This is a genomic window from Pseudacidovorax sp. RU35E, assembly GCF_900156165.1.
Taxonomy (GTDB): Bacteria; Pseudomonadota; Gammaproteobacteria; order Burkholderiales; family Burkholderiaceae_C; genus Xenophilus.
This window is the reverse complement of the sequence record NZ_FTMY01000009.1, coordinates 296,381-321,526: the sequence shown is the minus strand read 5'-3', so window position 1 is coordinate 321,526 and position 25,146 is coordinate 296,381. Positions and strand designations below refer to the sequence as shown.

At 68.1% G+C, this 25,146-nt stretch carries 21 protein-coding genes; 8 read left to right on the top strand and 13 right to left on the bottom strand.

From position 1 onward, the window contains the following. Window positions 1-192: 192 nt before the first annotated feature. Window positions 193-1,224: a porin gene (locus tag BXA03_RS18135; protein WP_076510389.1), complete on the top strand. Its 1,032-nt coding sequence runs from the start codon at window positions 193-195 to the stop codon at window positions 1,222-1,224. A gap of 36 nt (window positions 1,225-1,260) precedes the next feature. Beyond that, window positions 1,261-2,502, top strand: a complete 1,242-nt coding sequence (locus BXA03_RS18130) for an MFS transporter (RefSeq protein WP_076510387.1) — start codon at window positions 1,261-1,263, stop codon at window positions 2,500-2,502. 76 nt (window positions 2,503-2,578) lie between these two features. On the opposite strand, the gene BXA03_RS26600 is transcribed toward BXA03_RS18130, so the two are convergent. The 9 genes from BXA03_RS26600 to BXA03_RS18090 form a co-directional block, all read right to left on the bottom strand. Beyond that, window positions 2,579-3,529, bottom strand: a complete 951-nt coding sequence (locus BXA03_RS26600) for a hypothetical protein (RefSeq protein WP_143476359.1) — start codon at window positions 3,527-3,529, stop codon at window positions 2,579-2,581. 70 nt (window positions 3,530-3,599) lie between these two features. Further along, a complete protein-coding gene (locus BXA03_RS18125) occupies window positions 3,600-5,687 on the bottom strand; it encodes an ABC-F family ATP-binding cassette domain-containing protein (RefSeq protein WP_076510385.1) in 2,088 nt (695 codons plus the stop codon). Beyond that, window positions 5,684-6,571 (bottom strand): 50S ribosomal protein L3 N(5)-glutamine methyltransferase, encoded by an 888-nt coding sequence (prmB, locus tag BXA03_RS18120; protein ID WP_076510383.1) that lies wholly within the window; start codon window positions 6,569-6,571, stop codon window positions 5,684-5,686. The genes BXA03_RS18125 and prmB overlap by 4 nt, the downstream gene beginning before the upstream one ends. Then, window positions 6,564-7,733, bottom strand: a complete 1,170-nt coding sequence (gene dapE / locus BXA03_RS18115; protein WP_076510381.1) for a succinyl-diaminopimelate desuccinylase — start codon at window positions 7,731-7,733, stop codon at window positions 6,564-6,566. The genes prmB and dapE overlap by 8 nt, the downstream gene beginning before the upstream one ends. Window positions 7,734-7,968: 235 nt before the next feature. Next, complete coding sequence (locus tag BXA03_RS18110; protein ID WP_076510379.1) at window positions 7,969-9,132, bottom strand: PilT/PilU family type 4a pilus ATPase; 1,164 nt, start codon at window positions 9,130-9,132, stop codon at window positions 7,969-7,971. 76 nt (window positions 9,133-9,208) lie between these two features. Then, window positions 9,209-10,042 carry a 2,3,4,5-tetrahydropyridine-2,6-dicarboxylate N-succinyltransferase gene (gene dapD / locus BXA03_RS18105; protein WP_076510377.1) on the bottom strand — a complete coding sequence of 278 codons (834 nt, stop codon included), beginning with the start codon at window positions 10,040-10,042 and terminating at the stop codon, window positions 9,209-9,211. A 44-nt stretch (window positions 10,043-10,086) separates the two neighbouring features. After that, window positions 10,087-11,295: a succinyldiaminopimelate transaminase gene (gene dapC / locus BXA03_RS18100; RefSeq protein ID WP_076510375.1), complete on the bottom strand. Its 1,209-nt coding sequence runs from the start codon at window positions 11,293-11,295 to the stop codon at window positions 10,087-10,089. Window positions 11,296-11,350: 55 nt separating this feature from the next. After that, entirely contained in the window at window positions 11,351-12,670 is a 1,320-nt protein-coding gene (locus BXA03_RS18095; protein WP_076510373.1) for an FAD-dependent oxidoreductase, read from the bottom strand. Window positions 12,671-12,674: 4 nt separating this feature from the next. Further along, window positions 12,675-13,661, bottom strand: coding sequence for a Bug family tripartite tricarboxylate transporter substrate binding protein (locus BXA03_RS18090; protein ID WP_076510371.1), 987 nt, complete (start codon window positions 13,659-13,661; stop codon window positions 12,675-12,677). A gap of 124 nt (window positions 13,662-13,785) precedes the next feature. Here BXA03_RS18090 and BXA03_RS18085 point away from each other — a divergent pair, with 124 nt between their 5' ends. Next, complete coding sequence (locus BXA03_RS18085) at window positions 13,786-14,706, top strand: LysR family transcriptional regulator (protein WP_076510369.1); 921 nt, start codon at window positions 13,786-13,788, stop codon at window positions 14,704-14,706. 102 nt (window positions 14,707-14,808) lie between these two features. Here BXA03_RS18085 and BXA03_RS18080 read toward each other — a convergent pair whose 3' ends face one another. The 4 genes from BXA03_RS18080 to BXA03_RS18060 form a co-directional block, all read right to left on the bottom strand. Continuing rightward, the gene (locus tag BXA03_RS18080) at window positions 14,809-15,282 is read right to left on the bottom strand and encodes a VOC family protein (protein WP_076510367.1); all 474 of its coding nucleotides are present in this window, start codon (window positions 15,280-15,282) and stop codon (window positions 14,809-14,811) included. A 108-nt stretch (window positions 15,283-15,390) separates the two neighbouring features. Then, complete coding sequence (locus BXA03_RS18075; RefSeq protein WP_076510365.1) at window positions 15,391-15,819, bottom strand: GNAT family N-acetyltransferase; 429 nt, start codon at window positions 15,817-15,819, stop codon at window positions 15,391-15,393. 63 nt (window positions 15,820-15,882) lie between these two features. Continuing rightward, the gene (locus BXA03_RS18070) at window positions 15,883-16,224 is read right to left on the bottom strand and encodes a hypothetical protein (RefSeq protein WP_076510363.1); all 342 of its coding nucleotides are present in this window, start codon (window positions 16,222-16,224) and stop codon (window positions 15,883-15,885) included. A gap of 606 nt (window positions 16,225-16,830) precedes the next feature. Next, a complete protein-coding gene (locus tag BXA03_RS18060; RefSeq protein ID WP_076510359.1) occupies window positions 16,831-18,249 on the bottom strand; it encodes an aminotransferase-like domain-containing protein in 1,419 nt (472 codons plus the stop codon). A gap of 201 nt (window positions 18,250-18,450) precedes the next feature. On the opposite strand from BXA03_RS18060, the gene BXA03_RS18055 reads away from it, so the two are divergent. From BXA03_RS18055 to BXA03_RS18035, 5 genes are all read left to right on the top strand, one after another. Then, window positions 18,451-20,070 (top strand): ABC transporter substrate-binding protein, encoded by a 1,620-nt coding sequence (locus BXA03_RS18055; protein WP_083716168.1) that lies wholly within the window; start codon window positions 18,451-18,453, stop codon window positions 20,068-20,070. Window positions 20,071-20,083: 13 nt separating this feature from the next. After that, window positions 20,084-21,025, top strand: a complete 942-nt coding sequence (locus BXA03_RS18050; RefSeq protein ID WP_076510355.1) for an ABC transporter permease — start codon at window positions 20,084-20,086, stop codon at window positions 21,023-21,025. 4 nt (window positions 21,026-21,029) lie between these two features. After that, on the top strand, window positions 21,030-21,902 hold the full coding sequence (locus BXA03_RS18045) for an ABC transporter permease (RefSeq protein ID WP_076510353.1): 873 nt from the start codon (window positions 21,030-21,032) through the stop codon (window positions 21,900-21,902). A 13-nt stretch (window positions 21,903-21,915) separates the two neighbouring features. Further along, entirely contained in the window at window positions 21,916-23,586 is a 1,671-nt protein-coding gene (locus BXA03_RS18040; protein ID WP_083716161.1) for a dipeptide ABC transporter ATP-binding protein, read from the top strand. A 67-nt stretch (window positions 23,587-23,653) separates the two neighbouring features. Then, entirely contained in the window at window positions 23,654-25,129 is a 1,476-nt protein-coding gene (locus tag BXA03_RS18035) for an amidase (RefSeq protein WP_076510351.1), read from the top strand. The last annotated feature ends 17 nt before the right edge of the window (window positions 25,130-25,146 follow it).

The following is a 25,146-nucleotide window of genomic DNA, read 5'->3' as shown; positions in this document are numbered from 1 at the left end:
CATCCTCACCAAGATCGAGCGGCAGTCGGGCAAGACCATGATGATCTGCGTCTCCCGCTGCACCGGCAAACGGCTGGTGCTGGACGTCTAGCCCCCGCCTTCCTTCATCCCCCCGCGAGCGCTTTCGTGGGCCCTGCACCCGCAGGGTCCAGCGGCCGCTTTCGCCTTTTCTTGTCCTTTCGAGGCTTTCCCATGTCCATCCCGTTCCTGCGCGCCGCGACGGCCTTCGCTGCAGTTGCCGCGATGCCTGCCATCGGCTGGGCACAGTCGTCCGTCACGCTCTTCGGAACCGTGGACGTGGGCATCGCCCATGTGACCGGCGACAACAGTTCGCGCACCGGCCTGGCCCAGGGCGGCGCCAACATCAGCCGCATCGGCTTTCGTGGCACCGAGGACCTCGGCGGTGGCCTGTCGGCGGGCTTCTGGCTGGAATCGGGCTTTGCGCCGGACACCGGCTTGGGTACGGCCACGGGCGGCGCGCTCGCGTTCAATCGCCGCTCCACGGTCAGCGTGATGGGCCCGTTCGGCGAGGTGCGGCTGGGCCGCGACGACTCCGCCACCTTCCTCAACACGCTGATCTTCGATCCCTTCCTGACCAACGGCGTGGGTGGCACGAACGCCTTCGTCATGAACGGCGCACCGATCCAGATCGGCAACGCGATCAGCTACTTCCTGCCGCCCAACCTGGGTGGCTTCTATGGTCAGCTGCAGCATGCGGCCGGCGAGCAGGCCAACACCGCGCCGACGTCGGCCGGCGAATACAACGGTGGACGCTTCGGCTGGCGCGGCGGTGCCTTCCACGTCTCGGGCGCGCTGGCCAAGCTGCAAGGCACGACGCAGCTGCAGGACGTTCGCATCCGCAATGTCGGCGCGAGCTACGACTTCGGCGTGGCCGTGCCGATGCTGCTGTGGGCCAGCGAGAAGCGCGGCACGGTCGAGATCCGCGCCACCCAGCTGGGCGTGAAGGTCCCCGTGGGCGCCGGCGAGATCCGCGCCCAGGTCAGCCGCTACGACACCGTGGGCAGCAACGCCGACTGGACCAAGGTCGCGCTGGGCTACGGCCACAACCTCTCGCGCCGCACCCAGGTCTACGGCGCCATCGCGCGCATCCACAACGGGGCGGGGGCGCAACGCGCCATCGGCGCCCAGGGCGTGGCGGCTTCCGGCACCAACCTCGGTGGCAAGTCGACCGGCTTCGACCTCGGCATCCGCCATTTCTTCTGACATTTCCGGCGCCGCGCAGTCGGCGCATCCGCTGCCATGACCGATTCCCGTGCCGCGCGCTGGTGGGGCGTGGTGACGATCTTCCTGATCGTTGCCATCTCCTACGTCGACCGCATCAACATCTCGATCCTGATCACCGACCGGGACTTCCTGGACCACATGGGCCTGGCCGCCAACGACCGCGTCCGCCAGGGCCTGCTGGCCACCGCCTTCATGGTGGGCTACGGCATCTCGTCCTTCGTGCTCACGCCCTTCGCCGCGGCGTTGCTGGGTGTGCGTCGCAGCCTCATCTGCGGCTTGCTGCTCTGGGGCGTGGTGACCTTCGCCTCGCCGATGCTGAGCAGCTATGGGCTCCTGCTGGCCTCGCGCGTGCTGCTGGGCGTGTCCGAGGGACCGCTGTTCTCGCTGGCCGCCTCCTACATCAAGGCCCATTTCGAAAGCCGTGAGAACGGCAAGCCCAATGCACTGGTCAACATGGGCACCGGGCTGGGCCTGGCGGTGGGCTATCCGCTGGTGGGCTACCTGGTGGCTGGCCACGACTGGGCGACGTCCTTCCATGTGCTCGGGCTCATCAACATCGTGCTGGGCATCCCGCTGGTGCTGGCGTTCGTGCGAATGCCCAGGCCGAATGCCGCCGCCCCCGCTGCGGGTGCCACCCAGGCCGTGCGGCAGGTCGGGCAGATCGTGCGCGGGGCGCTGCAGACGCGGCACCTGCTGCTCGTGACGGTGCTCACGGCGGCCTTCCTGGCCTACCTCTGGGGCAGCAGCAACTGGCTGCCGGCCTACCTGCGCGAGGCGCGCGGCTTCTCGCTGCGCGAGATGGGCTGGCTGGCTTCGTTGCCGCAGTACGCGTCGGTGGTGGCGGTGCTGGTGGGCGGGGTGCTCATCGACCGCGTGGCGCGCCGGCATGTGCCGCTGATCTTCGTGGTGGGCGGCATCGGCGTGGCGCTGGCCGTGTGGCTGGCCATCGCGGTGCAGGACCGGTACGCCGCCGCCTTCACGCTGATCGCCGCCAACTTCTTCTGGGGCCTGATGAGCCCGGCCATCCCCAGCACCGTACAGCACTTCGCCCGGCCGGAGCATGTGGCCAGCGCCTACGGCGTGGTCAACGGCACCGGCAGCCTGGTGGCGGGCTTCATGCCGGCGGTGATGGGCAGCGTGATCGCCGCGGTGCCCGCGGGTTCCGCGGCCGGGTTCTTCGCCGGCTTCGGCATGCTGATCGGCACGCAGGTGGTGGTGTGCGCCTGCGGGCTGCTGCTGTGGTGGCTGGAGCGGTAGGTGGGCACAAGCTAAAGCTACGTTCGACTGCCGAGCGAACGTCACCTCTGCGTACGTCCTCAGTCACGAGTCTTCTTCAGTCTTTCCACTTTTTGGGTGGGAGCACATGCCCGTGGAAGTGCGACGTCAGAATGCCGTGGCCGGTATCTTGAGGCTCCCACGAGTACTCCTCGTCAGCAGGAATGAGTCCGCGACGCACTGGATGGGCCGCGTGCGGGTTATGGACGAGACAGATGGGCTCCGGATTGCCCACCACACACTCTCCGCTTAAATCAAGCCCCCAGATAGCACTGATCCTGCTGTTCTTCGGTTCGAGAAAGAAGCACGACGAAATAAGCGCTACGGGCTCACTGCTTCGGAATTTTCGAATATGGGCGCGAGACGACAAGCCGATGCGTGACGGCTCTTTGTGCTTTGGATCGACGTGAGCAACAAGGTGCCCCAAGCCGTACGCTACATTGACAGCGTGGGGAAGCTGATTGATTCCACAGTAGACAGACACATGAGGCTCATGCTCACTCCGTAACCGATACCCATTGATGGCAATTACATACGCATCCTCGGGACCTACGATTTCGCGATCAAGAAAGCCCAAGACGCCAGCCGTACCAAATAGTTTCTCTGTCTTTTCCTTGAGCCCTGCAGTCCATCGCGACGCGACGCTTTCATCAGGAGGACTCGAATAGGTCCCATCCGCTCGACTGTCACCCGAGGAGGCCTGCATATCTTTGCCTCTTTGCGGACAGTAGACCTCCACCCATGTGCGGCGACCGCTTTTATCCCGAAGCAGGAAGTCGGGGCCTTTCCCAACCGGCCGCTCGCGTTCAATGCCACGTTCAGCAAGCAGGGAATAGACAAGCGCTTCAGACAAGCTCTGCCAGAACTTTTCTGGCTCCGCATTGCAAAGCTCATCGAGAAACTTTCTGTCGGCAAAATCGCTTTCATAAAAGCTGAGTAGCACCTTTTTCAGATGTTGCCTGTAGCAAACCTGGCGGGCACTGCCATACGGAAAGCGCGCTTCAAGCAAGTCTCGGATCGTGCCCTCAGCGTCTTTGTGTCGCGCCATAGTGTTGCTGAAAGTCGCTCTGCCCGAGGTCTCAGGACCCGATGCCTTCCAGCGCCTCGGACAACTCCAGCCAGCGCTCTTCCATCGCCTCGATCTCGTCGCCGATCTGCTTGAGGCGCTTGCCGGCTTCGGCGATCTCGGCGGGCGGCAGCGGGCTGGCGAGGCGTTCCTCCAGCGCGCCTTTCTCGGCGGTGGCCTGGGCCATGCGCTGGTCGAGGCTGGCCAGCTCCTTGCGCAGCGGCCGGCTTTGCTCGGCAAGGCGCTGACGCTCGCGGGCGTCGTTCTGACGCTGGGTGCGACCATCGACGGCAGCAGTCGCCGACCTCGATTCAGACGCCGAAGATGCCGACCTCTGCGGGGCCGCGGCGGGAGCCGCAGGCGCCGGGGGGGCAGCCTTTGCGGGGGAGGCCGACGGCGCCGCTGCGGCCGCGGATGCCGCCGCCACTTCCGCCGCATTCGCCTGCTTGGCCTCTTCGCGCAGCCGCTTGGACTCGTCCAGCAGGTAGCGCTGGTAGTCGTCGAGGTCGCCGTCGAAGTCGCGCACCTCGCCGCGGCCCACCAGCCAGAACTCGTCGCACACGGTGCGCAGCAGGGCCCGGTCGTGGCTGACCAGCATCAGCGTGCCTTCGAACTCGTTCAGCGCCATGGCCAGCGCCTCGCGCGTCGCCAGGTCCAGGTGGTTGGTCGGCTCGTCCAGCAGCAGCAGGTTGGGGCGCTGCCAGACCATCATGGCCAGCACCAACCGCGCCTTCTCGCCGCCGCTCATGGTGCCCACCGGCTGCTTGACCATGTCGCCGCTGAAATTGAAGCTGCCCAGGAAGCCGCGCAGGTCCTGCTCGGTGCGGGCGGCCGGCGCTGCCGAGCCCAGCTCGCGTGCCAGCCGCACCATGTGCTCCAGCGGGTTGCTGGTCTCGTGCAGCACGTCCAGCTCCTGCTGGGCGAAGTAGCCGATGGCCAGGCCCTTGCCTTCGGTCACGGTGCCCGAGACCAACTGCAGATCGTGCGCCACCGTCTTCACGAAGGTGGATTTGCCCTGGCCGTTCGCGCCCAGGATGCCGATGCGCTGGCCGGCCAGCACGCCCCGGCTGACGCCCGACAGGATGGTGGTGGCGCTGCCGTCTTCCTGCAGGTAGCCGAAGCTCGCGCCCGTGATGCTGAGCATCGGGTTGGGCAGGTTGGCCGGCTCCTTGAAGCTGAAGGTGAACTCGGCCTCGGCCAGCAGCGGCGCCACGCGCTCCATGCGCGCCAGGGCCTTGACCCGGCTCTGCGCCTGCTTGGCTTTGCTGGCCTTGGCCTTGAAGCGGTCGATGAACTTCTGCAGGTGGGCGATCTTTTCCTGCTGGCGTTCGTGCGCGATCTGCTGCTGCTCCATGCGCAGCGCGCGCATGTCCTCGAACTTGCTGTAGTTGCCGCCGTAGCGCGTCAGCTTGGCCTGCTCGATGTGCACGGTGACGTTGGTCACGGCGTCCAGGAACTCTCGGTCGTGGCTGATGACGAGCATGGTGCCGTCGTACTTCTGCAGCCAGGCTTCGAGCCAGACCAGGGCGTCCAGGTCCAGGTGGTTGGTGGGCTCGTCCAGCAGCAGCAGGTCGCTGGGGCACATCAGCGCGCGGGCCAGCTGCAGGCGCATGCGCCAGCCGCCCGAGAAGCTGTTGACCGGCCGGTCCAGCTCGTGCAGCTTGAAGCCCAGGCCCATGATGAGCGCCTGCGCACGCGGCACGGCGTCGTGCTCGCCGGCATCGGCGATGTCGCTGTAGGCCTGGCCCAGGGCCATGCCGGCGTCGGCATCGTCGGGGTCGGCGGCGTGCAGGGCCTCGGCCTTGGCCAGCGCCTCGCGCGCTTCGGCCAGGCGCGTATCGCCGGCCACCACGAAGTCGGTGGCCGAGTCGTCCGTTTCGGGCATGTGCTGGGCCACCTGGGCCATGCGCCATTGCTTCGGGATGCTGAAGTCGCCGCCGTCCTCGTGAAGCGTGCCGTTGAGCAGGGCGAACAGGGTGGACTTGCCGGCGCCGTTGCGGCCGACCAGGCCGACCTTCTCGCCAGGGTTGAGGGTGACGCTCGCACTGTCGAGCAGCACCTTGGTGCCGCGGCGCAGGACGACGTTGTTCAGAATGATCATGGGTGGGCGACGAGGGCGTCGCGGGTCAGCAGCAGCACCTGGTCGTCGCCGGCGCTGGTCGAGAGCCAGACGGCCTCGAGGTGGGGAAAGGCGGCCTCGAAGAAAGGCCGCTCGTTGCCGATCTCCAGCACCAGCACGGCCTGCGGGCTCATGCGGGCGGGGGCGTCGGCCAGCAGTTGGCGCACGAAGTCCATGCCGTCGCTGCCGCCGGCCAGGGCCAGTTCGGGCTCGGCGCGGTATTCCTGCGGCAGCGCCGCCATGCTGGCGGCGTTGACGTAGGGCGGATTGCACAGGATGAGGTCGTACACGCCATCGACGCCCGCCAGCCCGTCGGACTGCAGCAGGCGCACGCGGGCATCGAGCTGGTGGCGCGCGACGTTGATGGCCGCCACCTCCAGCGCCTCGGGCGAGATGTCGGCCGCATCGACCTGCACCTCGGGCCAGGCCATGGCGGCCAGCACGGCCAGGCTGCCGTTGCCGGTGCACAGGTCCAGCACGCGTTGTGTGTGCTCGCCCAGCCAGTTGTCGATGCTGGCATCGGCCAGCAGTTCGGCGATGAAGCTGCGCGGCACGATGGCGCGCTCGTCCACGTAGAAGTCCACGCCCTGCAGCCAGGCCTCCTTGGTGAGGTACGCGGCGGGCTTGCGGGTGGCGATGCGCTCGTCGACCAGCGCCCGCACCTGCGCCGCGGCGCCCGGCGAGACGGCGCGCTCGGCGTTCTCGTCCAGCTGGTCCAGCGGCAGGCGCAGGCGCCACAGCACCAGCCAGGCGGCTTCGTCGAATGCGTTGGTTGTGCCGTGGCCGAAGGCGACGTCGGCGTCGCTCAGGCGCTGCTCGGCCTCCTGCACCAGGGCCATCACGGTGAGCTTGGCGTCATCAGGCATGGGCGCCGGCCTCCAGCCGCTCGATGGTGCGGCGGTACATGTTCTTGAGCGTCTCGATGGCGTCGACCTCGATGTGCTCGTCGATCTTGTGGATGCTGGCGTTGACCGGGCCCAGCTCCACCACCTGCGCGCAGACCTTGGCGATGAAGCGCGCGTCGCTGGTGCCGCCGCTGGTGGACAGCTCGGTCTCGATGCCGGCCTCGTCGCGGATGGCCGCCTGCACGGCCTCGACCAGCGCACCGGGCGTGGTCAGGAAGGGCAGGCCGCCGATGGTCCACTTGAGGTCGTACTCGACGCCGTGCGCATCGAGCACCGACTGCACGCGCTGCTGCAGCGCCTCGGCCGTGACCTCGGTGGAGAAGCGGAAGTTGAAGTCGATGACCGCATGGCCCGGGATCACGTTGCTCGCGCCCGTGCCAGCATGGATGTTGCTGATCTGCCAGCTGGTCGGCTGGAAGTAGGGGTTGGGCTTCGGGTCCCACCCGCCAGCGGCGTTGATGGCGACGAGCTCGGCCAGGGCCGGCGCGAAGGCATGCACGGGGTTCTTGCCCAGGTGCGGATAGGCGATGTGGCATTGCACGCCATGCACCGTCAGGCGTCCGCCCATGGTGCCGCGGCGGCCGTTCTTGATCATGTCGCCGCAGCGGCTGACCGAGGTGGGTTCGCCGACGATGCAGTAGTCCAGCCGCTCGCCCCGCGCCGCCAGCTGGTTGCAGACCACCACGGTGCCGTCGACGCCGGGGCCTTCCTCGTCGCTGGTCAGCAGCAGGGCCAGGCGCAGCCTGGGGTCGGGATGGGCGGCCAGGAACTCCTCGATGGCGACGACGAAGGCCGCCAGCGAGCTCTTCATGTCGCAGGCTCCACGGCCGTAGAGCTTGCCGTCGCGGTGCGTGGGCGTGAAGGGCTCGCTCGTCCATTGCTCCAGCGGCCCGGTCGGCACCACATCGGTATGGCCGGCAAAGACGAGCGTCGGCGCCGTCGGCGCACCGCGCACCGCCCACAGGTTGGTCACGCGAAAGTCGTCGGGCCCGCTCACGATGGTCTCGAGCGTGAAGCCCAACTGGGCCAGGCGCTCGCCGAGGATCTGCTGGCACTGTGCGTCCTCGGGCGTGACGGAAGGGCACGCGATCAGTTCTTCGGCAAGTTGCAGGGTTCGGGTCATGGCATTGGCGGAAGTGAGGGACTCGCCAGAAGGCAGCGTCCCGGAAGGGTGTTTGCGGGCCGGCTCCACGGTGGCATCAGTTCGTCAGAGGCACTCGTTCAGCCGCTGATCAAGAGGCCGCGGAGCAGGCCATGCAAGTGCACCCGAGGAACTGGCTTTGCCAGGCCTGCGGGTGCGCCCCCCTCCAAGCCGAAGGCGCCAGAGAGGGGGGAGCCGCGAAGCGGCATGGGGGGCGTCAGCCCGGATGCACGTCCAACGTGATGTCCGTGAAGGTCGGCGCCTCCGCCTGCTGCATCAGCGACGGCTCGCCCCCCTTGCCACCCGCACCGTCCCGCGGCCGGTTCTCGTTCTGCAGCCGCCACATCAGATTGGCAGGCGAATCGGCATGCACCAGCGCCTCGTCGCGGCTGACCTTGCCTTCGAGCACCAGCTTGGCGATCGCTTCCTCGAAGGTCTGCGAGCCTTCGGCCATGGAATGCTCCATGGCGTCCTTGATGCCGTCGAAATCGCCGCGCTCGATCAGGTCGCGCACCAGCGCGGTGTTGAGCATCACCTCCACCGCCGGCACGCGCGCGCCCTGGGGTGTGCGCAGCAGGCGCTGGGCGATCACGGCGCGCAGGCCGCTGGCCATGTCGTTGAGCAGGGTGCCGCGCGTCTCCAGTGGATAGAAGCTCTGGATGCGGTTCAGCGCGCGGTAGGCGTTGTTGGCATGCAGCGTCGCCAGCACCAGGTGGCCGGACTGCGCATAGGCCAGCGCGGCGGTCATGGTCTCGCGGTCGCGGATCTCACCGATCAGGATCACGTCGGGCGCCTGACGCAGCGCGTTCTTGAGGGCCGTCTCCAGCGTGGCGGTGTCGTTGCCCACCTCACGCTGGTTGATCACCGATTTCTTGTTCTGGAAGGCGAATTCGATCGGCTCCTCGATGGTCAGGATGTGGCCGGGCGTGCTCTCGTTGCGCAGGTCGATCATCGAGGCCAGCGTGGTCGACTTGCCCGAGCCGGTGGCGCCCACCATCAGGATCAGCCCGCGGCGCTCCATGATCAGCGTCTTGAGCACGGGCGGCAGCGCCAGGGTCTCGAAGGACGGCACGGTGACGGGAATGAAGCGCACCACGACGGCGCAACTGCCGCGCTGGCGCATCGCGCTCACGCGGAAGCTGCCCACGTCGCGCAGCGGCACGGCGGTGTTGAGCTCGCCCGTGCGCTCGAACTCGGCCATGCGCTTCTCGTCGATGATCTCGCGCAGCAGCTCCAGCGGCGCCGACACCGGCAGGATCTGCCCGTTGATCGGCATGCACTGGCCGTTGATGCGGATCAGCGCCGCAGCCTTCGGCGACAGGTAGACGTCGGAGGCCTGGCGCTCGGCCATCAGTCGAAGAATGCGCTCCATCGTTCCCATGGCTGCTCCTGATTGAATTCGCGTGAGAAGGAATGCAAGAAAAAGGCCGCCCGCAGGCGGCCGGTGCCAAGATGGATCAGTCGCGCAACAGGTCGTTGAGGCTGGTCTTGGAGCGGGTCTGCGCATCCACCGTCTTGACGATGATGGCGGCGTAGGTGCTGTAGTCCTGGCCCGACTTGGTCTTCTTGGGCAGGCTACCGCTGATGACCACGCTGCCCGAGGGCACGCGGCCGTAGCTGATCTCGCCGGTGTCGCGGTTGAAGATCGGCGTGCTCTGGCCGATGTACACGCCCATGCCCAGCACCGAGTTCTCCTCGACGATCACGCCTTCGACCACTTCGGAGCGGGCGCCGATGAAGCAGTTGTCCTCGATGATGGTCGGGTTGGCCTGCAGGGGCTCCAGCACGCCACCCAGGCCGACGCCGCCGGACAGGTGCACGTTCTTGCCGACCTGGGCGCAGCTGCCCACGGTGGCCCAGGTGTCGACCATGGTGCCTTCGTCCACGTAGGCGCCGATGTTGACGTAGCTGGGCATCAGGATCGCGCCCTTGGCGATGTAGCTGCCGCGACGGGCGACGGCGGGCGGCACGATGCGCACGCCGGCCTGCTTGAGTTCATCGGCGGACAGGTGCGCGAACTTGGTCTGCACCTTGTCGTAGAAACCCAGGCTGCCGGCCTGGATCTGCTCGTTGTCCTTCAGGCGGAAGGACAGCAGCACGGCCTTCTTGACCCACTGGTGCACCGTCCATTGGCCGACGCCCTCGCGGGTGGCCACGCGCAGGCTGCCGTTGTTGAGCTGGACGATCACATGCTCGACCGCGTCGGCCACTTCCTTGGGCGCCTGGCTGGGGGAGAGGGCGGCGCGGTCTTCCCACGCGGCGTCGATGATCTGTTGCAGTTGCTGGGTCATTGGATTCGGACTCGAAGGGAGAGGCGAGAAGAAGGGGGCGCGGCTCAGGCCGACGGTGCCTGGGTGGCGAATTCGGCGATGCGGCGCGCGGCTTCGGTGCATTCGGCGGTGTCGGCCACCAGGGCCATCCGCACGCGGCCTCGGCCGGGATTGCTGCCTTGCGCCTCGCGCGCCAGGTAGCTGCCGGGCAGCACCGTCACATTGTATTGAGCGTACAGGGCGCGGGCGAAGGCCGCGTCGTCGCCGTTCCAGGCTGCGGGCACGCCGGCCCACAGGTAGAAGCTGGCATCGGGAAGGCGCACGTCCAGCACCGGCTCCAGGATCGGCGTGACGGTCGCGAACTTGCGACGGTACTGCTCGCGGTTGTCCACCACATGGGTCTCGTCGCCCCAGGCCGCAATGCTGGCGGCGGCCACGCTGCCGCTCATGGCGCTGCCGTGGTAGGTGCGGTAGAGCAGGAAGCGCTTGACGATCTCGGCGTCGCCCGCCACGAAGCCGCTGCGAAGGCCCGGCACGTTGCTGCGCTTGGAGAGCGACGTGAGCGCGATCAGCCGGCGGAAGTCGCGCCCGAGCTTGGCCGCGGCCTCCAGCCCGCCCAGGGGCGGCTCGTCGCGGAAGTAGATCTCGCTGTAGCACTCGTCCGAGGCGATGACGAAGCCGTGTTCGTCGGACAGCGCGAAGAGCTTGCGCCATTCGTCGAGCGGCATGACGGCGCCGGTCGGGTTGCCCGGCGAGCAGACATACACCAGCTGGGTGCGCTGCCAGACCTCGGTGGGCACGCTGTCCCAGTCCACGGCGAAGTTGCGGGCCGGGTCGCTGGGCGCATACCAGACGTCGGCGCCGGCCAGCAGGGCCGCGCCCTCGTAGATCTGATAGAAGGGATTGGGCGAGACGACGATGGGCCGCGGCGTGCGGCTGCCGTCGACGACGGTCTGCGCCAGTGCGAACAGCGCCTCGCGCGAGCCGTTGACCGGCAGCACCTGCGTGGCCGGATCGAGCGCCAGGCCGTAGCGCTTTTGCAGCCAGTCGGTGAAGGCGGTGCGCAGCTTCAGGTCGCCGGCCGTGGCCGGGTAGCCGGAGAGCGAATCGAGGCCCTCGATCAGGGCCTGCTTGATGAAGGGCGGGGTGGGATGCTTGGGTTCGCCGATGCCCAGGCTGATGGGCGAGTAGGCGGGGCTGGGCGTGACGCCAGCAAAGAGCTGCCGCAGCCGTTCGAAGGGATAGGGCTGCAGCCTGTCGAGCAGGGGATTCATGGGCGCGGATTATCGGCGCAGGCCGATGACCGGCGCACCCGGCCGCGCCAGCGCATCAGGCCAGGCAGGCGCCGTCGACCAGCAGCTGGCGCCGCAGCGCCTGCACGTCGACCGTCCGCAGATCGGCGCGGCCGTCCGAGCGCACGGCCATCGCCGCCGCCGTGCCGGCCGCCTGGCCCATCGCCATGCAGATCGTCATCACCCGAACCGCCGCCAGCGCCTCGTGCGTGGCCGAGATGCCGCGGCCGGCCACCAGGGCGTTGTCCAGTCCGCGCGGGATCAGGCTGCGCAGGGGGATGCGGTAGGCATGCTCTTCGCCCAGCGAGCGGTAGGTCAGGCCGCCACCCGCGGCGGGATGGATGTCGATGGGATACGCGCCCGCCGCAATCGCATCGGCGAAGGGTTCGGGCCGCAGCAGCTCCTCGGCGGTGAGCACATGGTCGCCGGCCACGCGACGCGTCTCGCGGATGCCGACCTGCGTGCCGAAGTTCAGCAGCCGGCCTCGCTCGCAACCCGGCAGCGCGCGCTGAAGGAAGGCCGCGGCGCGCCAGGCCTGGCGGCGGCCTTCGATCTCGGCCCGGCCCAGGGCCATGGGGTCGGTGGCGTCGATGCCCAGGCGGCTGATGTTGAACCAGCCGTCGTTGGAGAACGGGTCGCGCGCCAGGTGCAGGGCCGCGCGGGCCAGCTCGCCCTGCTCGAAGCCGCGGCGGGCGATGGCCTCCTTCTCTTCGCTCGTCAGGGCGTCGAGCCGCGCGAAGTCGATGGGGCCGAAGCGGAACATCATCGTCGCGGGCTGCAGCGCCTCGCCTTCGCCCAGTTCGAGGAAGGTGGCGCCGGCCTGCTTCATGGCGTCCATGTCGCCCGAGGTGTCGATGAGCACCTGGGGCCGCACGGTGCGGGCGCCGCCCTTGGTCAGCACGCGCACCGAGGCGATGCGCCGGCCATCCCGCTGCACGTCGAGCAGCGTGGCATGCAGCAGCGGCTGCACGCCGGCCTCGCGCACCAGGTCGTCCAGCACCAGCTTGAGCAGCTCGGGTGCGTACTCGACGCGGTCCATCTTGTGGCCGGTGGACATGACGAAGCTGTGGTGCTCGCCCGCGCCGCCGTAGTCGCGCAGGCGGTCTACCACCTCTTGTGCCAGGCCGGCGACCACGCGCCGCCCGGCGGCCGTCTGCCAGCTGTTGAACTGGGCGACGGCGCCGGCCGTGGCATTGCCGCCCAGGAAGCCGTAGCGCTCCATCAGCACGGTGCGGGCACCCTGGCGCGCGGCGGCCACGGCCGCCACCGTGCCGGCCACGCCGCCGCCGCAGACCAGCACGTCGGCCTCGATGGCGGGCAGCGCGTCGGCGGCCTTCGTCGTCGTCGTCACGGCCATCGAATCAGCCTGCCTTGATGCCGCGCGACTTCACGATGTCGGCATAGCGGCGCGTCTCGGCTTGCAGGAAGCGGGCGGTGGCCTGGCGGTCCATCACCACCGGTTCCACATTGAGCATGGCGAACTTGGACTTGACCGTCTCCGACGCCAGCGCCTTGGCGAGCGCCGCTTCGAGCCGTGCGAGCCCGGCCGGCGCAATGCTGCCGTGCGGCGCCAGCAGGGCGGCCCAGCCGCGCACCTCCAGCGCCGGATAGCCGAGCGACTTGACCGTCGGCACGCCGGGCAGGTCCGCCACCGGCTGGGACGACGACACGGCCAGCGCACGCAGCTTGCCCGCCTTGATGTGCGGCGCCACGCTCGGCAGGTTGAGAAAGCCGAAGCCCAGCAGGCCGCTGATCAGGTCGGGCATGAGCGCACTTTCGCCCTTGTAGGCCACCGGCACGATCTCCGCGCCCACCTGGCCCGCGAAGATCTCCGAGGCAATGTGCGCCAGCGTGCCCGTGCCGCTGTTGCCGGCGCTCAACTGCCCCGGCTTGGCCTTGGCCTGCGCCACCAGCTCCTGCATCGAGCGGATGGGCGAACTGGCGGGCACCACCAGCACCAGCGGCTGGTCGGACACCATGCCCACCGCATCGAAATCGGCGATGGGGTCGTAGCCGATCTGCGGGTTGAGCGCAGGGTTGATGACCATGCTGTTGCTGGCCATCAGCAGCGTGTGGCCGTCGCGGGCCTGGGCGGCCGCCATCACACCGATGGCGCTGCCCGCGCCGGGTTTGTTCTCCACGATCACGGCTTGGCCGAGCAGCGGCGCCATCAGGTCGCCCAGCACGCGGGCCGAGCTGTCGGCGCCGCCGCCGGGCGCGAAGGGCACGATGATCCGCACGGTCCTGGAGGGCCATTCGGCCTGGGCATGGCTGCTGAAGGGGAGGGCGCCCGCGCTGGCGGCGGCGAGCCAGCCGAGCGTGGCCCGGCGCGTGAGTCGAACTGTCATGGACTGCGTGTCTCCGTTTTTTCGCGACGGCCGGGATCATGGCGGCTTGCGGGCTTGCCGTGAAATACCAAGACGCGCGACCTGCATAACATGCCGTTATGCACGCCTCGCCCCACCGTCGCCCATGAACCTGCGCCAGATCGAAGTCTTCCGCGCCGTCATGCTGGCTGGCTCCATCACCGATGCGGCGCGGCTGCTGCATGTGTCGCAGCCCGGCATCAGCCGCATGCTGTCGCACATCGAACTGCAGCTGGGCCTCCAGCTCTTCGAGCGCGGCCGGGGCCGGCTGCGGCCCACGCCCGAAGCGCAGGCGCTGTATGAAGAGGTCGAATCGGTCTACCGCGGCGTGCGCGGCATCGAGACCCGTGCCCAGGCCTTGCGCGACGGCACGGGCCTGCGCCTGCGCGTGCTGTGCAGCCCCAGCGCCGGGCTGGAGCTGGTACCGCGGGCGCTGCAGGCGCTGTCGCAGCGCTTTCCCTCGGCGCAGCTCTACATGGAAACGCTGCGGGCCCGCGAGATGGTGGGCCAGCTGGTGCACCACGAGGCCGACATCGCCATCTGCACGCTGCCCGTGACGCATCCGTTATTGACGGCGCAGACGCTGGGGCACTGGACCATGGGCTGTGTCTTTCCCGCAGAGCACGCCTTCGCCCAGCGGCGTACGGTGCGCATGGCCGACCTTCTGCGCGAGCCACTGATCGCCTTCAGCGAGGACACGCCGCAAGGGCAACTGATGCGCAAGGCGGCGGAGAAGGCCGGGCAGGTGCCGGCGTCACGCATCGAAGTGCGCTCGGGCCAGGCGGCCTGCGCGCTGGTGGCCAGTGGGGCGGGCGTGGCGCTGGTGGACGACCTGACGGCGCGGGCCTGGCAGAACGCTCAGCTAGGGTGGCGTCCGATTGCGGCGGCGCCGACGCAGCCGGTGCTGGCGGTGCGACATGGGGCGATGCCACCGTCGAGTTTGGGGGATGCGTTGTTGGGGTTGGTGACTGAAGACCTGAGAGAAAAAGGATTGGCTCGCATTGCCCAGCGAACGGGGCGTTCATGACCAGCCCCAAGCGCGCGCCTGTCGGTATGCGTCTCTCTCGACGTTCGGCTTGTTGTGTAGGTCGGGAAACGGCAGGAGCCGACTTACCACTTGACGGCAGGATCAGTGTTCCCGGACAGCGTTCGGCGGCTGCATTAACTCGAGGGTCGCGCCGTCAGGGCCCACGACGTAGACCACCCGCGTTCCAGCCCGCGCGCCACCCGCGATCGGCTGCGGCGTGCCTTGTGCCTTCCAGCCGTAGGGGGCGATCCGCGCCAAGAGCGCGTCGATGTCATCGACCACGAGGGCGAGATGCGCGAAGCCTGGGTCGAACGGCTTGGCCGGAACGCTCGGCCGATCTACGCCCTGATACTCCAGGAGTTCAATCGTCTGATCTGCCAACGACACGATTGCGAAGCGTACCTCCGCCCCATGCGCGCCCGTCACTTGGCCGAGAAACTCGCCCCCCATCTCGCCCCTGCGCACAAGCCGCGCCCCAAGCCCATCAAGCCAAAACCGAAGCGCCTCGTCGAGGGAGGCGACCGCGAAGCCGACGTGGTCGGCACAGCGCACCTGGAAACTTGCATGCTCGCTCATGCGGACGATCCTACCGACAAAGGGCTGTTCGTCTGCTACGGGCCCATTCCGGCCATACAGCTTTCTCCAAAGCTGACCTTCATCGATGGGATGTGAGCTGAAGCAAGCTCAGCGCACCAGGGCCTTCTTCATGTGGGCCAAGTAAAAACCGGGCGCATAGTCGTCAATACGCGCGAACTCTTCGTAACCATGCTTCCGGTAGAACGCGGGTGCCTGCCACTCGAAGGTGGTCAGCGTCGCGTTCTTGGCACCCAACTCGATGGCCTGTCGCTCGGCTTCGGCGAGCAGGCGGCTACCAAGGCCCAAGCCGCGCACATCAGCGTCGACAAACAGCACTTCGATGTTGAGCCAGTAGAGAAATACAAAGCTTCGCAGCCCGCCGAGCAATCGGCCGTCACCGTCCCTGGCGCTGAGCCGGATGTATTGCTCCGCTGGATATTCACCCACGAAGCCGTAGTTGTAGCTGCGCAACTTGCGGCCCAGCTCACCAGAGCGGAGTTCCTCGGGCGTGGCGGCGGTGATGGTGATGTTTTCCATTTAAGAGATGGGCAATGGAGTCGCACATTGAAGGTCGGCTGTTGGCCGTCCTCAGGCATCGCGCTAAGACTTCGCTTGCTTCTGAATCGAGAACGTCACCGTGAAGTCTGGATTCACCACTACTTCCCCGGTAGTCCGAAGCCGGTACTCTCCGGGCTCTGCCTTTCGAAAAGAGCGCGTATCGGGAGGGAGATTGAATTGCTGGCCGGTCCTCTGACCCTCTAATGACAGAAGTATCCCCTTGCGCTCATCCGCGTGGACGACGCGGCCGAACAGCTGTTGCTGCTTGAAGGGTTCCTCCGCACCCGCATCAAAGTAGGCAAGTCCAACCAGAATCAGTCGCCCAACCAGCGTCTTCACGAGCGAAGTGTCCCATGGGTGCTCGTCATTGAAGTCGTTGCTCATGCCTGAATTTTGCCCTTAGGTTGGAGGACTGGATTTGGCCGGCTTTGGACGCCTTCAATGAATGAACGGACCCGCGTAGCTCATACCGCCACAAGCAGGCCTATCGCGATTGCTAAGAAGCAATAAAAGAGGAAGCCCATCAAGCATAGGTCCGGAGTGGTGATTACCCGGATGCCATCCCGACGGAAAGAGAGTGCCCCGGCGGCGCCATGGATGCGCTCTTCGTCGCTCCGCCGGAATGTCCCTTTCCATCGGCCGAGGCTGACGATTGCGATCACGAATCGCCCGGTCTCTACAAAGAAGACCCAGACCACAAGCTCAATCACTGCGTCTGCCAATGTCCCTCCCAGTGATGCGGGCCGGTCCCGGCGGCTGCCGGGGCTTCGGGAGGATAGCGTTGAAGGCAGGAAGGTCCCTGTGATCGGTGTTGATCGTCAGGCATGGAGCAGCTGTTGGCATATGCGCGATGGAGGTGAAAGAGAGCAGAGCGGCAGTGGGGTCAAAACGCGCTCGCCAATGGACGCGGCCACTGTTCATTCAGTGTTGACCGTTGATCGTCGGCGGCACGCCAACTCGGTTGACGTGCCATGCCGGATCGGTTTTCTGTCAGGACTTGCGCCCCTCCGCAGCCTCCCGGGCCACGAATTCATACACGCGCGCATCATCTGCATACGCCGCATTGAACCGCATCCACCCCGTCCGCTCCGCTGTCGGCCGAAACAGATGCCCCGGCGCCAGCAGCAAGCCCGCCGCCACGGCCCGCTGCGCCACGGCCACGGCATCCACTCCCTCCGACGGCAGCCGCGCCCACAGAAACGGCCCGCCGGCCGGCTGCCCGAACACCTCCAGCCCCGCCTTCGCGAGCCCTGCGCACACGGCCACCTGCGCCTCGGCCAGCCGCTGCGCCAAACGCGCCACATGGGCGCGGTGCTTGCCCTCGGCCAGCACGGCATGCACCAGCCGTTCGTTCATCTCCGAGCTGGTCAGGCTGTCGCCCATCTTGGCGTGGATGAGCTTGTCGACCATTTCCTCGTTCGCGGTGACGAAGCCCACGCGCAGGCTGGGTGAGACCAGCTTGGAGAAGCCGCCCACGTAGATCACCCGCCGCAGCTGGTCCAGGCTGGCAAGCGTGGTGGTGCCGGGCGGCTCCAGGCCGGCCATGACGTCGTTCTCCACGATGGCAAAGCCCAGTTGCTCCGCCAGGCGCAGCAGCTGGTAGGCCTTGGCCGGCGCGCAGGACGAGCCGGTGGGGTTGTGCAGCTGGGTCTGGATGAAGAAGGCCTTGGGCCGGTGGCGCTGGGCCAGGGCCTGCAGGGCCGTGAGGTCGGGGCCGTCCTGCAGACGGGGCACGCCGACCAGGCGGGCGCCCAGCTGGCGGAGCGTCTCGAAGAGGTTGGTGGAGCCGGGGTCGTCCACCAGCACCGCATCGCCGGGCTGCAGCAGGCAACGGCCCGCCAGGGCCAGGGCCTGGGTGGCGCCGTGGGTCAGCACGATCTGGTGCGGCGGCGCCTGGATGGCGCGGGCGCTTAGTTGCGCCTCGATCTGCTGGCGTAGCGGCAGGTAGCCGTGGGGCGAGCCGTAGCGGGCGAGGGCGGGGCCCTGCTTGCGGGCCAGGCCCGCCAGGGCGCGGCGCACCGCATCCGACTGCAGCCATTCGGGCGGGATCCAGCCGCAGCCGGCGTTGAGCAGCGAGGCGTCGTCCTCGTACACGCGGCGGATCAGCCACAGCGAATCGACCGCGGTGCGGCCGACGAAGGGCTTGCGCCGTGCAGCCTGGCCGGCGGCATCGCCATGGGCCGCGACGTAATAGCCGCTTGCCGGCCGCGCCTCCACGTAGCCGTCGGCCACGAGGCGCTGGTAGGCATTGGTGGCGGTCATGGTGCTCACGCCCGATTCGCGCGCCAGCTCGCGCACCGAAGGCAGGCGTGCACCGACGGCGAGCGTGCCGCGGTCGATCTGCAGGGCCAGCGCGTCGCGGATCTGGCGCACCAGCGGAACGTCGGAGTGGGGGTCGAGCGAAATCATGGGCAGGTGGCGCGGGCTTGGGGCGGTTCGGGGGCACTGAATGGGTGCATGCCATGCACCTGTCTGTGATCGCGTTGTTGGACTGTTCTAGTGCAGCCTTGATCAACTGTACATATTCAATTGCCGCGATTTTTGTCCCAATCCATCCCCACCGGCAAGCCGGATCTTTCCTGTCTTTCCACCGCCTACTTCGGAACCTTCATGCACACCCCCAACCCCTCCGCCGCCCGCCCCGTGAGCCGCCGTGCCCTGTCGAAGTGGGCGGCCTGTGCCGCCATGCTGGTGGTGACGGCCGGCACCGCGCTGCCCGCCGTCGCGCAGAGCACCACGCTCAAGATCATTCCGACCACCAACATGACGGTGCTGGACCCGATCTGGACCACGGCGTACATCTCGCGCAACTTCGGCTACATGATCTACGACACCCTGTTCGGCACCGACGCCCAGGGCAGGATCCAGCCGCAGATGGTGGGCAAGTGGAGCGTGTCCAAGGACAACAAGACCTGGACCTTCCAGCTGCGCGACGGCCTGGAGTTCCATGACGGCAAGCCGGTTACCAGCGAGGACGTGGTCGCATCGCTCAAGCGCTGGGCCAGCCGCGACACCTTCGGCGGGCAGCTGGCCAAGGCCATCGACAAGTACGACACGCCCGACGCCAAGACCTTCGTCATCCAGCTGAAGGAGCCCTTCGGCCTGGTGACCGAGGCGCTGGGCAAGCCCTCGTCCAACGTGCCCTTCATCATGCCCAAGCGAGTGGCCGACACGCCCGGCGACGTGCAGGTGAAGGAGACGATCGGCTCCGGCCCCTACATCTTCAAGGCCGACGAGTTCCGCCCCGGCGAGAAGGCCGTCTTCCTCAAGAACACCAAGTACAAGCCGCGCGCCGAGGCACCCTCGGGCACGGCCGGCGGCAAGAACGTGTACGTGGATCGCGTCGAATGGCTCTTCATCCGCGACGCGCAGACGCAGCTCAATGCCCTGCTCAACGGCGAGGCCGACATCCTGGAGCAGCCGGCCTTCGAGCAGTACGCCACCTTGCGCAGCAACCCCAACATCGAGCTGGTGGATGCCCAGCCCGCGGGCAACCAGTTCATCCTGCGCTTCAACTTCCTGCACGCGCCCTTCGACAACGAGAAGGTCCGCCGCGCTGCCATGCTGGCCCTGGGGCAGGAGGCCTTCCTGCGCACGCAGGTGGGCACGCCGGGGCTCACGCGCTACTGCAAGAGCATGTTCCCCTGCGGCACGCTGTACGAGTCGGACAAGACGGGCGAGTACACCGGCATCGCCAACCCGCAGAAGGCCAAGGCCCTGCTGGCCGAGGCCGGCTACAAGGGCGAGCCGGTGGTGCTGATGCGCCCGTCCGACAACGGCACCATCGGCAAGCTGCCGCTGGTGGCCAAGCAGCAGCTGGAGCAGGCCGGCTTCAAGGTCGACATGCAGAACATGGACTGGCAGACGCTGGTGGCCCGCCGCGCCAAGAAGGACGCGCCCTCGGCCGGTGGCTGGAGCATCTTCATGACCTCCTGGACGGCCTCGGACATCCTCAACCCGCTGACCATGGCCATGATGAACGCGACCGGCGACAAGGGCTGGTTCGGCTGGCAGGACGACCCGAAGCTCGAAGCCATCAAGAAGCAGTTCATCGCCGCCACCACCGACGCCGAGAAGAAGAAGCTGGCCGAGGCCGCGCAGCTGCAGGCCTTCCAGAGCGTCACGCACGTGCCCGTGGGCCAGTACAACCAGCCGGCTGCCGTGCGCAAAGGCGTGAGCGGCCTGGTGCCGGCCGGTGCCCAGGTGTACTGGAACATCCGCAAGCAGTAAGGGCAGGGCGGCCATGCTGAGCTTTCTGGGCAAGCGCCTGCTCGCCACGCTGCCGGTGATCCTGGTGGTGGCCATCGCGGTCTTCATGATCGTGCGGCTCACCCCCGGCGACCCGGCGGCCATCATCGGCGGCAACAGCGCCACCAACGAAGACCTGGACCGCATTCGCGCCCAGCTGGGCCTGACCCAGCCGCTGTGGACGCAGTTCGCCACCTGGGCGGGCCATGTGCTGCAGGGCGACCTGGGCTTCTCGTTCTTTCTGAACAAGCCGGTGGTGGCCCTGATCGGCCAGCGCATCGAGCCCACGCTCTCGCTGGCCATCGGCACCCTGGTGCTGGCCGTGGCCATCGCGCTGCCGCTGGGCACGCTGGCGGCCTGGCGCATGGGCGGTTGGCTGGACAAGGCTGTGATGGCCTTCTCGGTGGCCGGCTTCTCGGTGCCGGTGTTCGTCATCGGCTACGTGCTGATCTATCTGCTGGCGATGAAGCTGCAGTGGTTTCCGGTGCAGGGCTACCGCCGCATCGGCGAAGGCGCGGGCCCCTGGGCCCGGCAGCTGGTGCTGCCCTGCTTGACTCTGGCCGTCACCTACGTGGCGCTGCTGGCCCGCGTGACCCGCGCCGCGGTGAGCGAGGCGCTGACCGAGGACTACATCCGCACCGCCCGCGCCAAGGGCATCGGCGAGCGCACGGTGCTCAGCCACCATGCACTGCGCAACGCCGCCGTGCCGGTGGTGACGGTGATCGGCGTGAGCGCTGCCCTGCTGCTGGGCGGCGTGGTGGTCACCGAGACGGTCTACGCCATTCCCGGCCTGGGCCAGCTGACGGTGGACGCGGTGCTCAACCGCGACTTCCCGGTGCTGCAGGGCGTGGTGCTGTTCTTCGCGCTGATCTACGTGGGCGTGAACCTGCTCGTCGACGTGAGCTACCTGTTCCTCGATCCCCGCATCCGGTACTGAAGCCATGGGCACCATCCACAAACTCTGGCGCCATGGCGCCGTGCGCGGCGGCACGCTGGTGCTGCTGGTGCTCGCGCTGCTGGGTCTGATGGCGCCCTGGCTGGGCACCTTCGACCCCTCGGCCATGGACGCGAACTTCATCACCGTGCCGGCTGGCACCGCCGGCCAGGTCACGCTGCCCGACGGCGCGATGGTGCAGCACACCTTCTGGATGGGCAGCGACAGCGTGGGCCGCGACGTGTGGAGCCGCGTGCTCTACGGCACACGCATCTCGATGCTGGTGGGCGTGCTCACCGCCTTCCTGGCCATCGCGCTGGGCTGCACGCTGGGCATGCTGGCCGGCTACTTCCGCGCCGCCGACGCCGTGCTGATGCGGGTAATGGACGGCCTGATGGCCATCCCGGCCGTGCTGCTGGCGATCACGCTGGTGGCGATGCTGGGCGCCAGCCTGCCGACGGTGATCCTGGCCATCGCCGTGCCGGAGGTGCCGCGGGTGACGCGCCTGGTGCGCGCCCTGGTGATCGGCCTGCGCGACGAGCCCTTCGTGGAAGCCGCCCGCGCGCTGGCCACGCCCAATGCCACGATCCTGTGGCGCGACATCCTGCCCAACGCCCTGGCGCCGCTGATCGTGCAGGGCACCTTCATCGCGGCCTCGGCCGTGCTGACCGAGGCCATCCTGAGCTTCCTGGGCCTGGGCCTGCCGGCCGAGGTGCCCACCTGGGGCAACATCATGGCCGAAGGCCGGGTGCTGTTCTCGCAGGCGCCGGGCAACGTGCTGTGGCCCGCGCTCTTCCTGGTGCCCACCGTGCTGGCCATCAACCTGCTCGGCGACGGGCTGCGCGATGTGCTCGATCCCAAGTTCTCCAAGCGCAGCTGAGCGAGGTGTGACCATGAAACCCCTTCCCACCCGCATCGCCGCTGGCGAAGCCCCGCCCGTGCCCGCGAGCTCCGTGCTGGAAGTGAGCGGCCTGCAGGTCGCGCTGCCCGCCGACGCCGACCGTCCCCACGCCGTCGAGCGGCTGGACGTGCGCATCGAGGCCGGCCGCACGTTGTGCATCGTGGGCGAGTCCGGCTCCGGCAAGTCGGTGCTGGCCACCACCGTGATGGCGCTGCTGGCCAAGGGCCTGACCATCACCGCCGGCGACATCGTGCTGGCCGGCGAGGCGCTGCTGAGCAAGGGCAAGTACCTGCCCGAGAAGCGCCTACGCGCCCTGCGCGGCCAGGTGATGGGCATGGTGTTTCAGGAGCCGATGACGGCGCTCAACCCGGTGCTCAGCTGCGGCGAGCAGGTGGACGAGCTGCTTCGCAACCACACGTCGCTGAGCCCCGCCGAGCGCAAGGCGCGCATCCTGCAGGTGTTCGAGCGGGTGCGCCTGCCCGATCCGCAGCGCATCTTTGCGAGCTATCCGCACCAGCTCTCGGGCGGGCAGCGGCAGCGCATCGTCATCGCGATGGCGATCATCCTCAAGCCGCGCCTCCTGATCTGCGACGAGCCGACCACGGCGCTGGACGTGACCACGCAGGCCGAGATCCTCAAGCTCATCGCCGAGCTGCAGCAGGAGCAGGGCAGCGCGGTGCTGTTCATCACGCACGACATGGGCGTCGTCGCCGAGATCGCCGACGAGGTGATGGTGATGCACCGCGGCAAGGTGGTGGAGCAGGGCGCGCGCGAGCAGGTGCTGCGCACGCCGCGCGAGGACTACACCCGCATGCTGCTGGCGGCCGTGCCCGGCATGGTGCCGCCCCCGCCGCGCGCGCTGCCCGGCGGGCCCGCGCTGCTGGCCGGCCGCGCCGTCGGCAAGACCTATGTGCGCCGCGACTGGCTCGGCCGCGCCAAGCCCAACACCGCGCTGCAGGACGCCAGCGTGGCCGTGCACCGCGGCGAGACGGTGGGCGTGGTGGGTGAGTCGGGCTCGGGAAAGTCCACCTTCGCGCGCTGCATGATCCGGCTGATCGACCCGAGCGAGGGCACCATCACCTGGGGCGAGCGCGAGGTGCAGTCGCTGTCGGAATCGCGCCTGCGGCCGCTGCGCTCGCGGGTGCAGGTGGTCTTCCAGGACCCGAACCGCTCGCTCAACCCACGGCGCACCGTGGGCTCCTCGATGATCGAGGGCGCCGTCAACTTCGGCATGGATGTGCCGGCCGCGCGCAAGCTGGCCGAAGAGCTGATGGACCGCATCCAGCTGCCGCGGGCCGCGCTGTCGCGCTACCCGCACCAGTTCTCGGGCGGGCAGCGCCAGCGCCTGGCCATCGCGCGTGCGGTGGCCTGCCAGCCGCAGGTGCTGGTGGCGGACGAGGCGGTGTCGGCGCTCGACGTGTCGGTGCAGGCGCAGATCCTGGACCTGCTGCGCGAAGTGCAGCGCGACTTCGGCCTCGGCATCCTGTTCATCACGCATGACCTGCGGGTGGCGGCGCAGCTGTGCGACCGCGTGATCGTGATGAACCAGGGCCGCATCGTGGAAGAAGGTTTGACCGCCGAGGTGTTCGGCCAGCCGGCCCATGCCTACACCCGCAAGCTACTGGAAGCCGCCCCGCGCACCGAGCTGGGCCTGGCCGCCTGAGCGCGCATTGGCCCCAGCAGGCAGAATTTTCGGTTCGACCGATATCCAGACAACAGGAACACACGACATGACATTGGCAATGAGCTGGGACGAATGGGCCGCGCAGGACGCGACGGCCCTGGCCGAGAAGGTGCGCCAGGGCGAGCTGACCGCCGCCGAACTCGCGCAACAGGCCGCGGCCGGCATCGCGAAGACCAACCCGACGCTCTCCGCCGTGGTCGAGGTCTTCGAGGACGTGGTGACCGACCCGCTCAAGGACGGACTGAACCCGCAGGGCCCCTTCGCCGGTGTGCCCTTCCTCATGAAAGACCTGGGCCCTACGCTCAAGGGCCGGCTGCAGGAGCAGGGCTCGCTCTTCATGCGCGGCAACCGTCCGACCGAAGACGCGTGGCTGACGAAGCAGATGCGCAAGGCCGGCCTCAACCTCATGGGCCGCACCACCACGCCCGAGTTCGGCGTCTGCAGTTCGGCCGAGAACCCGGCCGTGTACGTCACGCGCAACCCCTGGAACACCGACTTCACCACCTGCGGTTCCTCCGCCGGCACGGCCGCCATGGTGGCGGCGGGCGTGGTGCCCATGTCGCATGCGACGGACGGCGGCGGCTCCATCCGCATCCCGGCCGGCTTCAACGGAAACATCGGTCTCAAGCCCTCGCGCGGCGTGTTCAGCATCGCGCCGAATTCGTCGGACATCACCGGCTATGTCTCCATCCAGGGCTGCCACAGCCGCACGGTGCGCGACACGGCGGCCTTCGTCGATGCCTGCCGGGGCGGCGCACCCGGCGAGTTCATGCCTTACTGGACGACGCCCGAGCCCTACACCCAGCTCATCCAGAAGGACCCGGGCCGGCTACGCATTGCGCTGTCGCACGAATGGGGCGACTACCGCGCCACCCCCGAGATCGTGGCCGAGCTGGAGAAGGCCGCGCGCTTCCTCGAAGGCCTGGGCCACCACGTCGAATGGGCGCTGCCCAAGGCCGACCTGCGCGAGGCCTTCCGCGCGCAGACCACCTGCTACATCAGCAACTTCGCCCAGGTCATCAACGGCCTGCTCGCGAAGAACGGGCTGGAGCGCCCCCCTGCGGAGCTGATCGAGCCGATCAACATCCGCATCTGGGAAGCCGGCAAGGACTTGTCGTATGCCGAGCGCTACCAGATGCAGGCCGTCTTCAACAGCACGGCCCGCGCCTTCGGTGCCTTCTTCGAGGAATGGGACATCATCCTCACGCCCATCACGGCGCTGCCCACGCCGCGCATCGGCACCACCGAGTACCTGACGACCAGCGACAACGCGGACGTGCTCGACTGGTTCGACAACCTCTGGAAGTTCTTCTCGTACACCCCGCTGTCCAACCTGTGCGGCATCCCGGCCATCTCGCTGCCGATGGCCCAGCAGGCCAACGGGCTGCCCTTCGGCATCCATGCGCAGGCCCGCCAGGCCAACGACGGGCTACTGCTGCAACTGGCGGCGCAGATCGAGCGCGCTCTGGGCGGCCGCTGGAACGACGGCCGCCGCCCGGGCGTGCACGTCACGGCCGCCTGAGCGGCAGAGGCACGGAG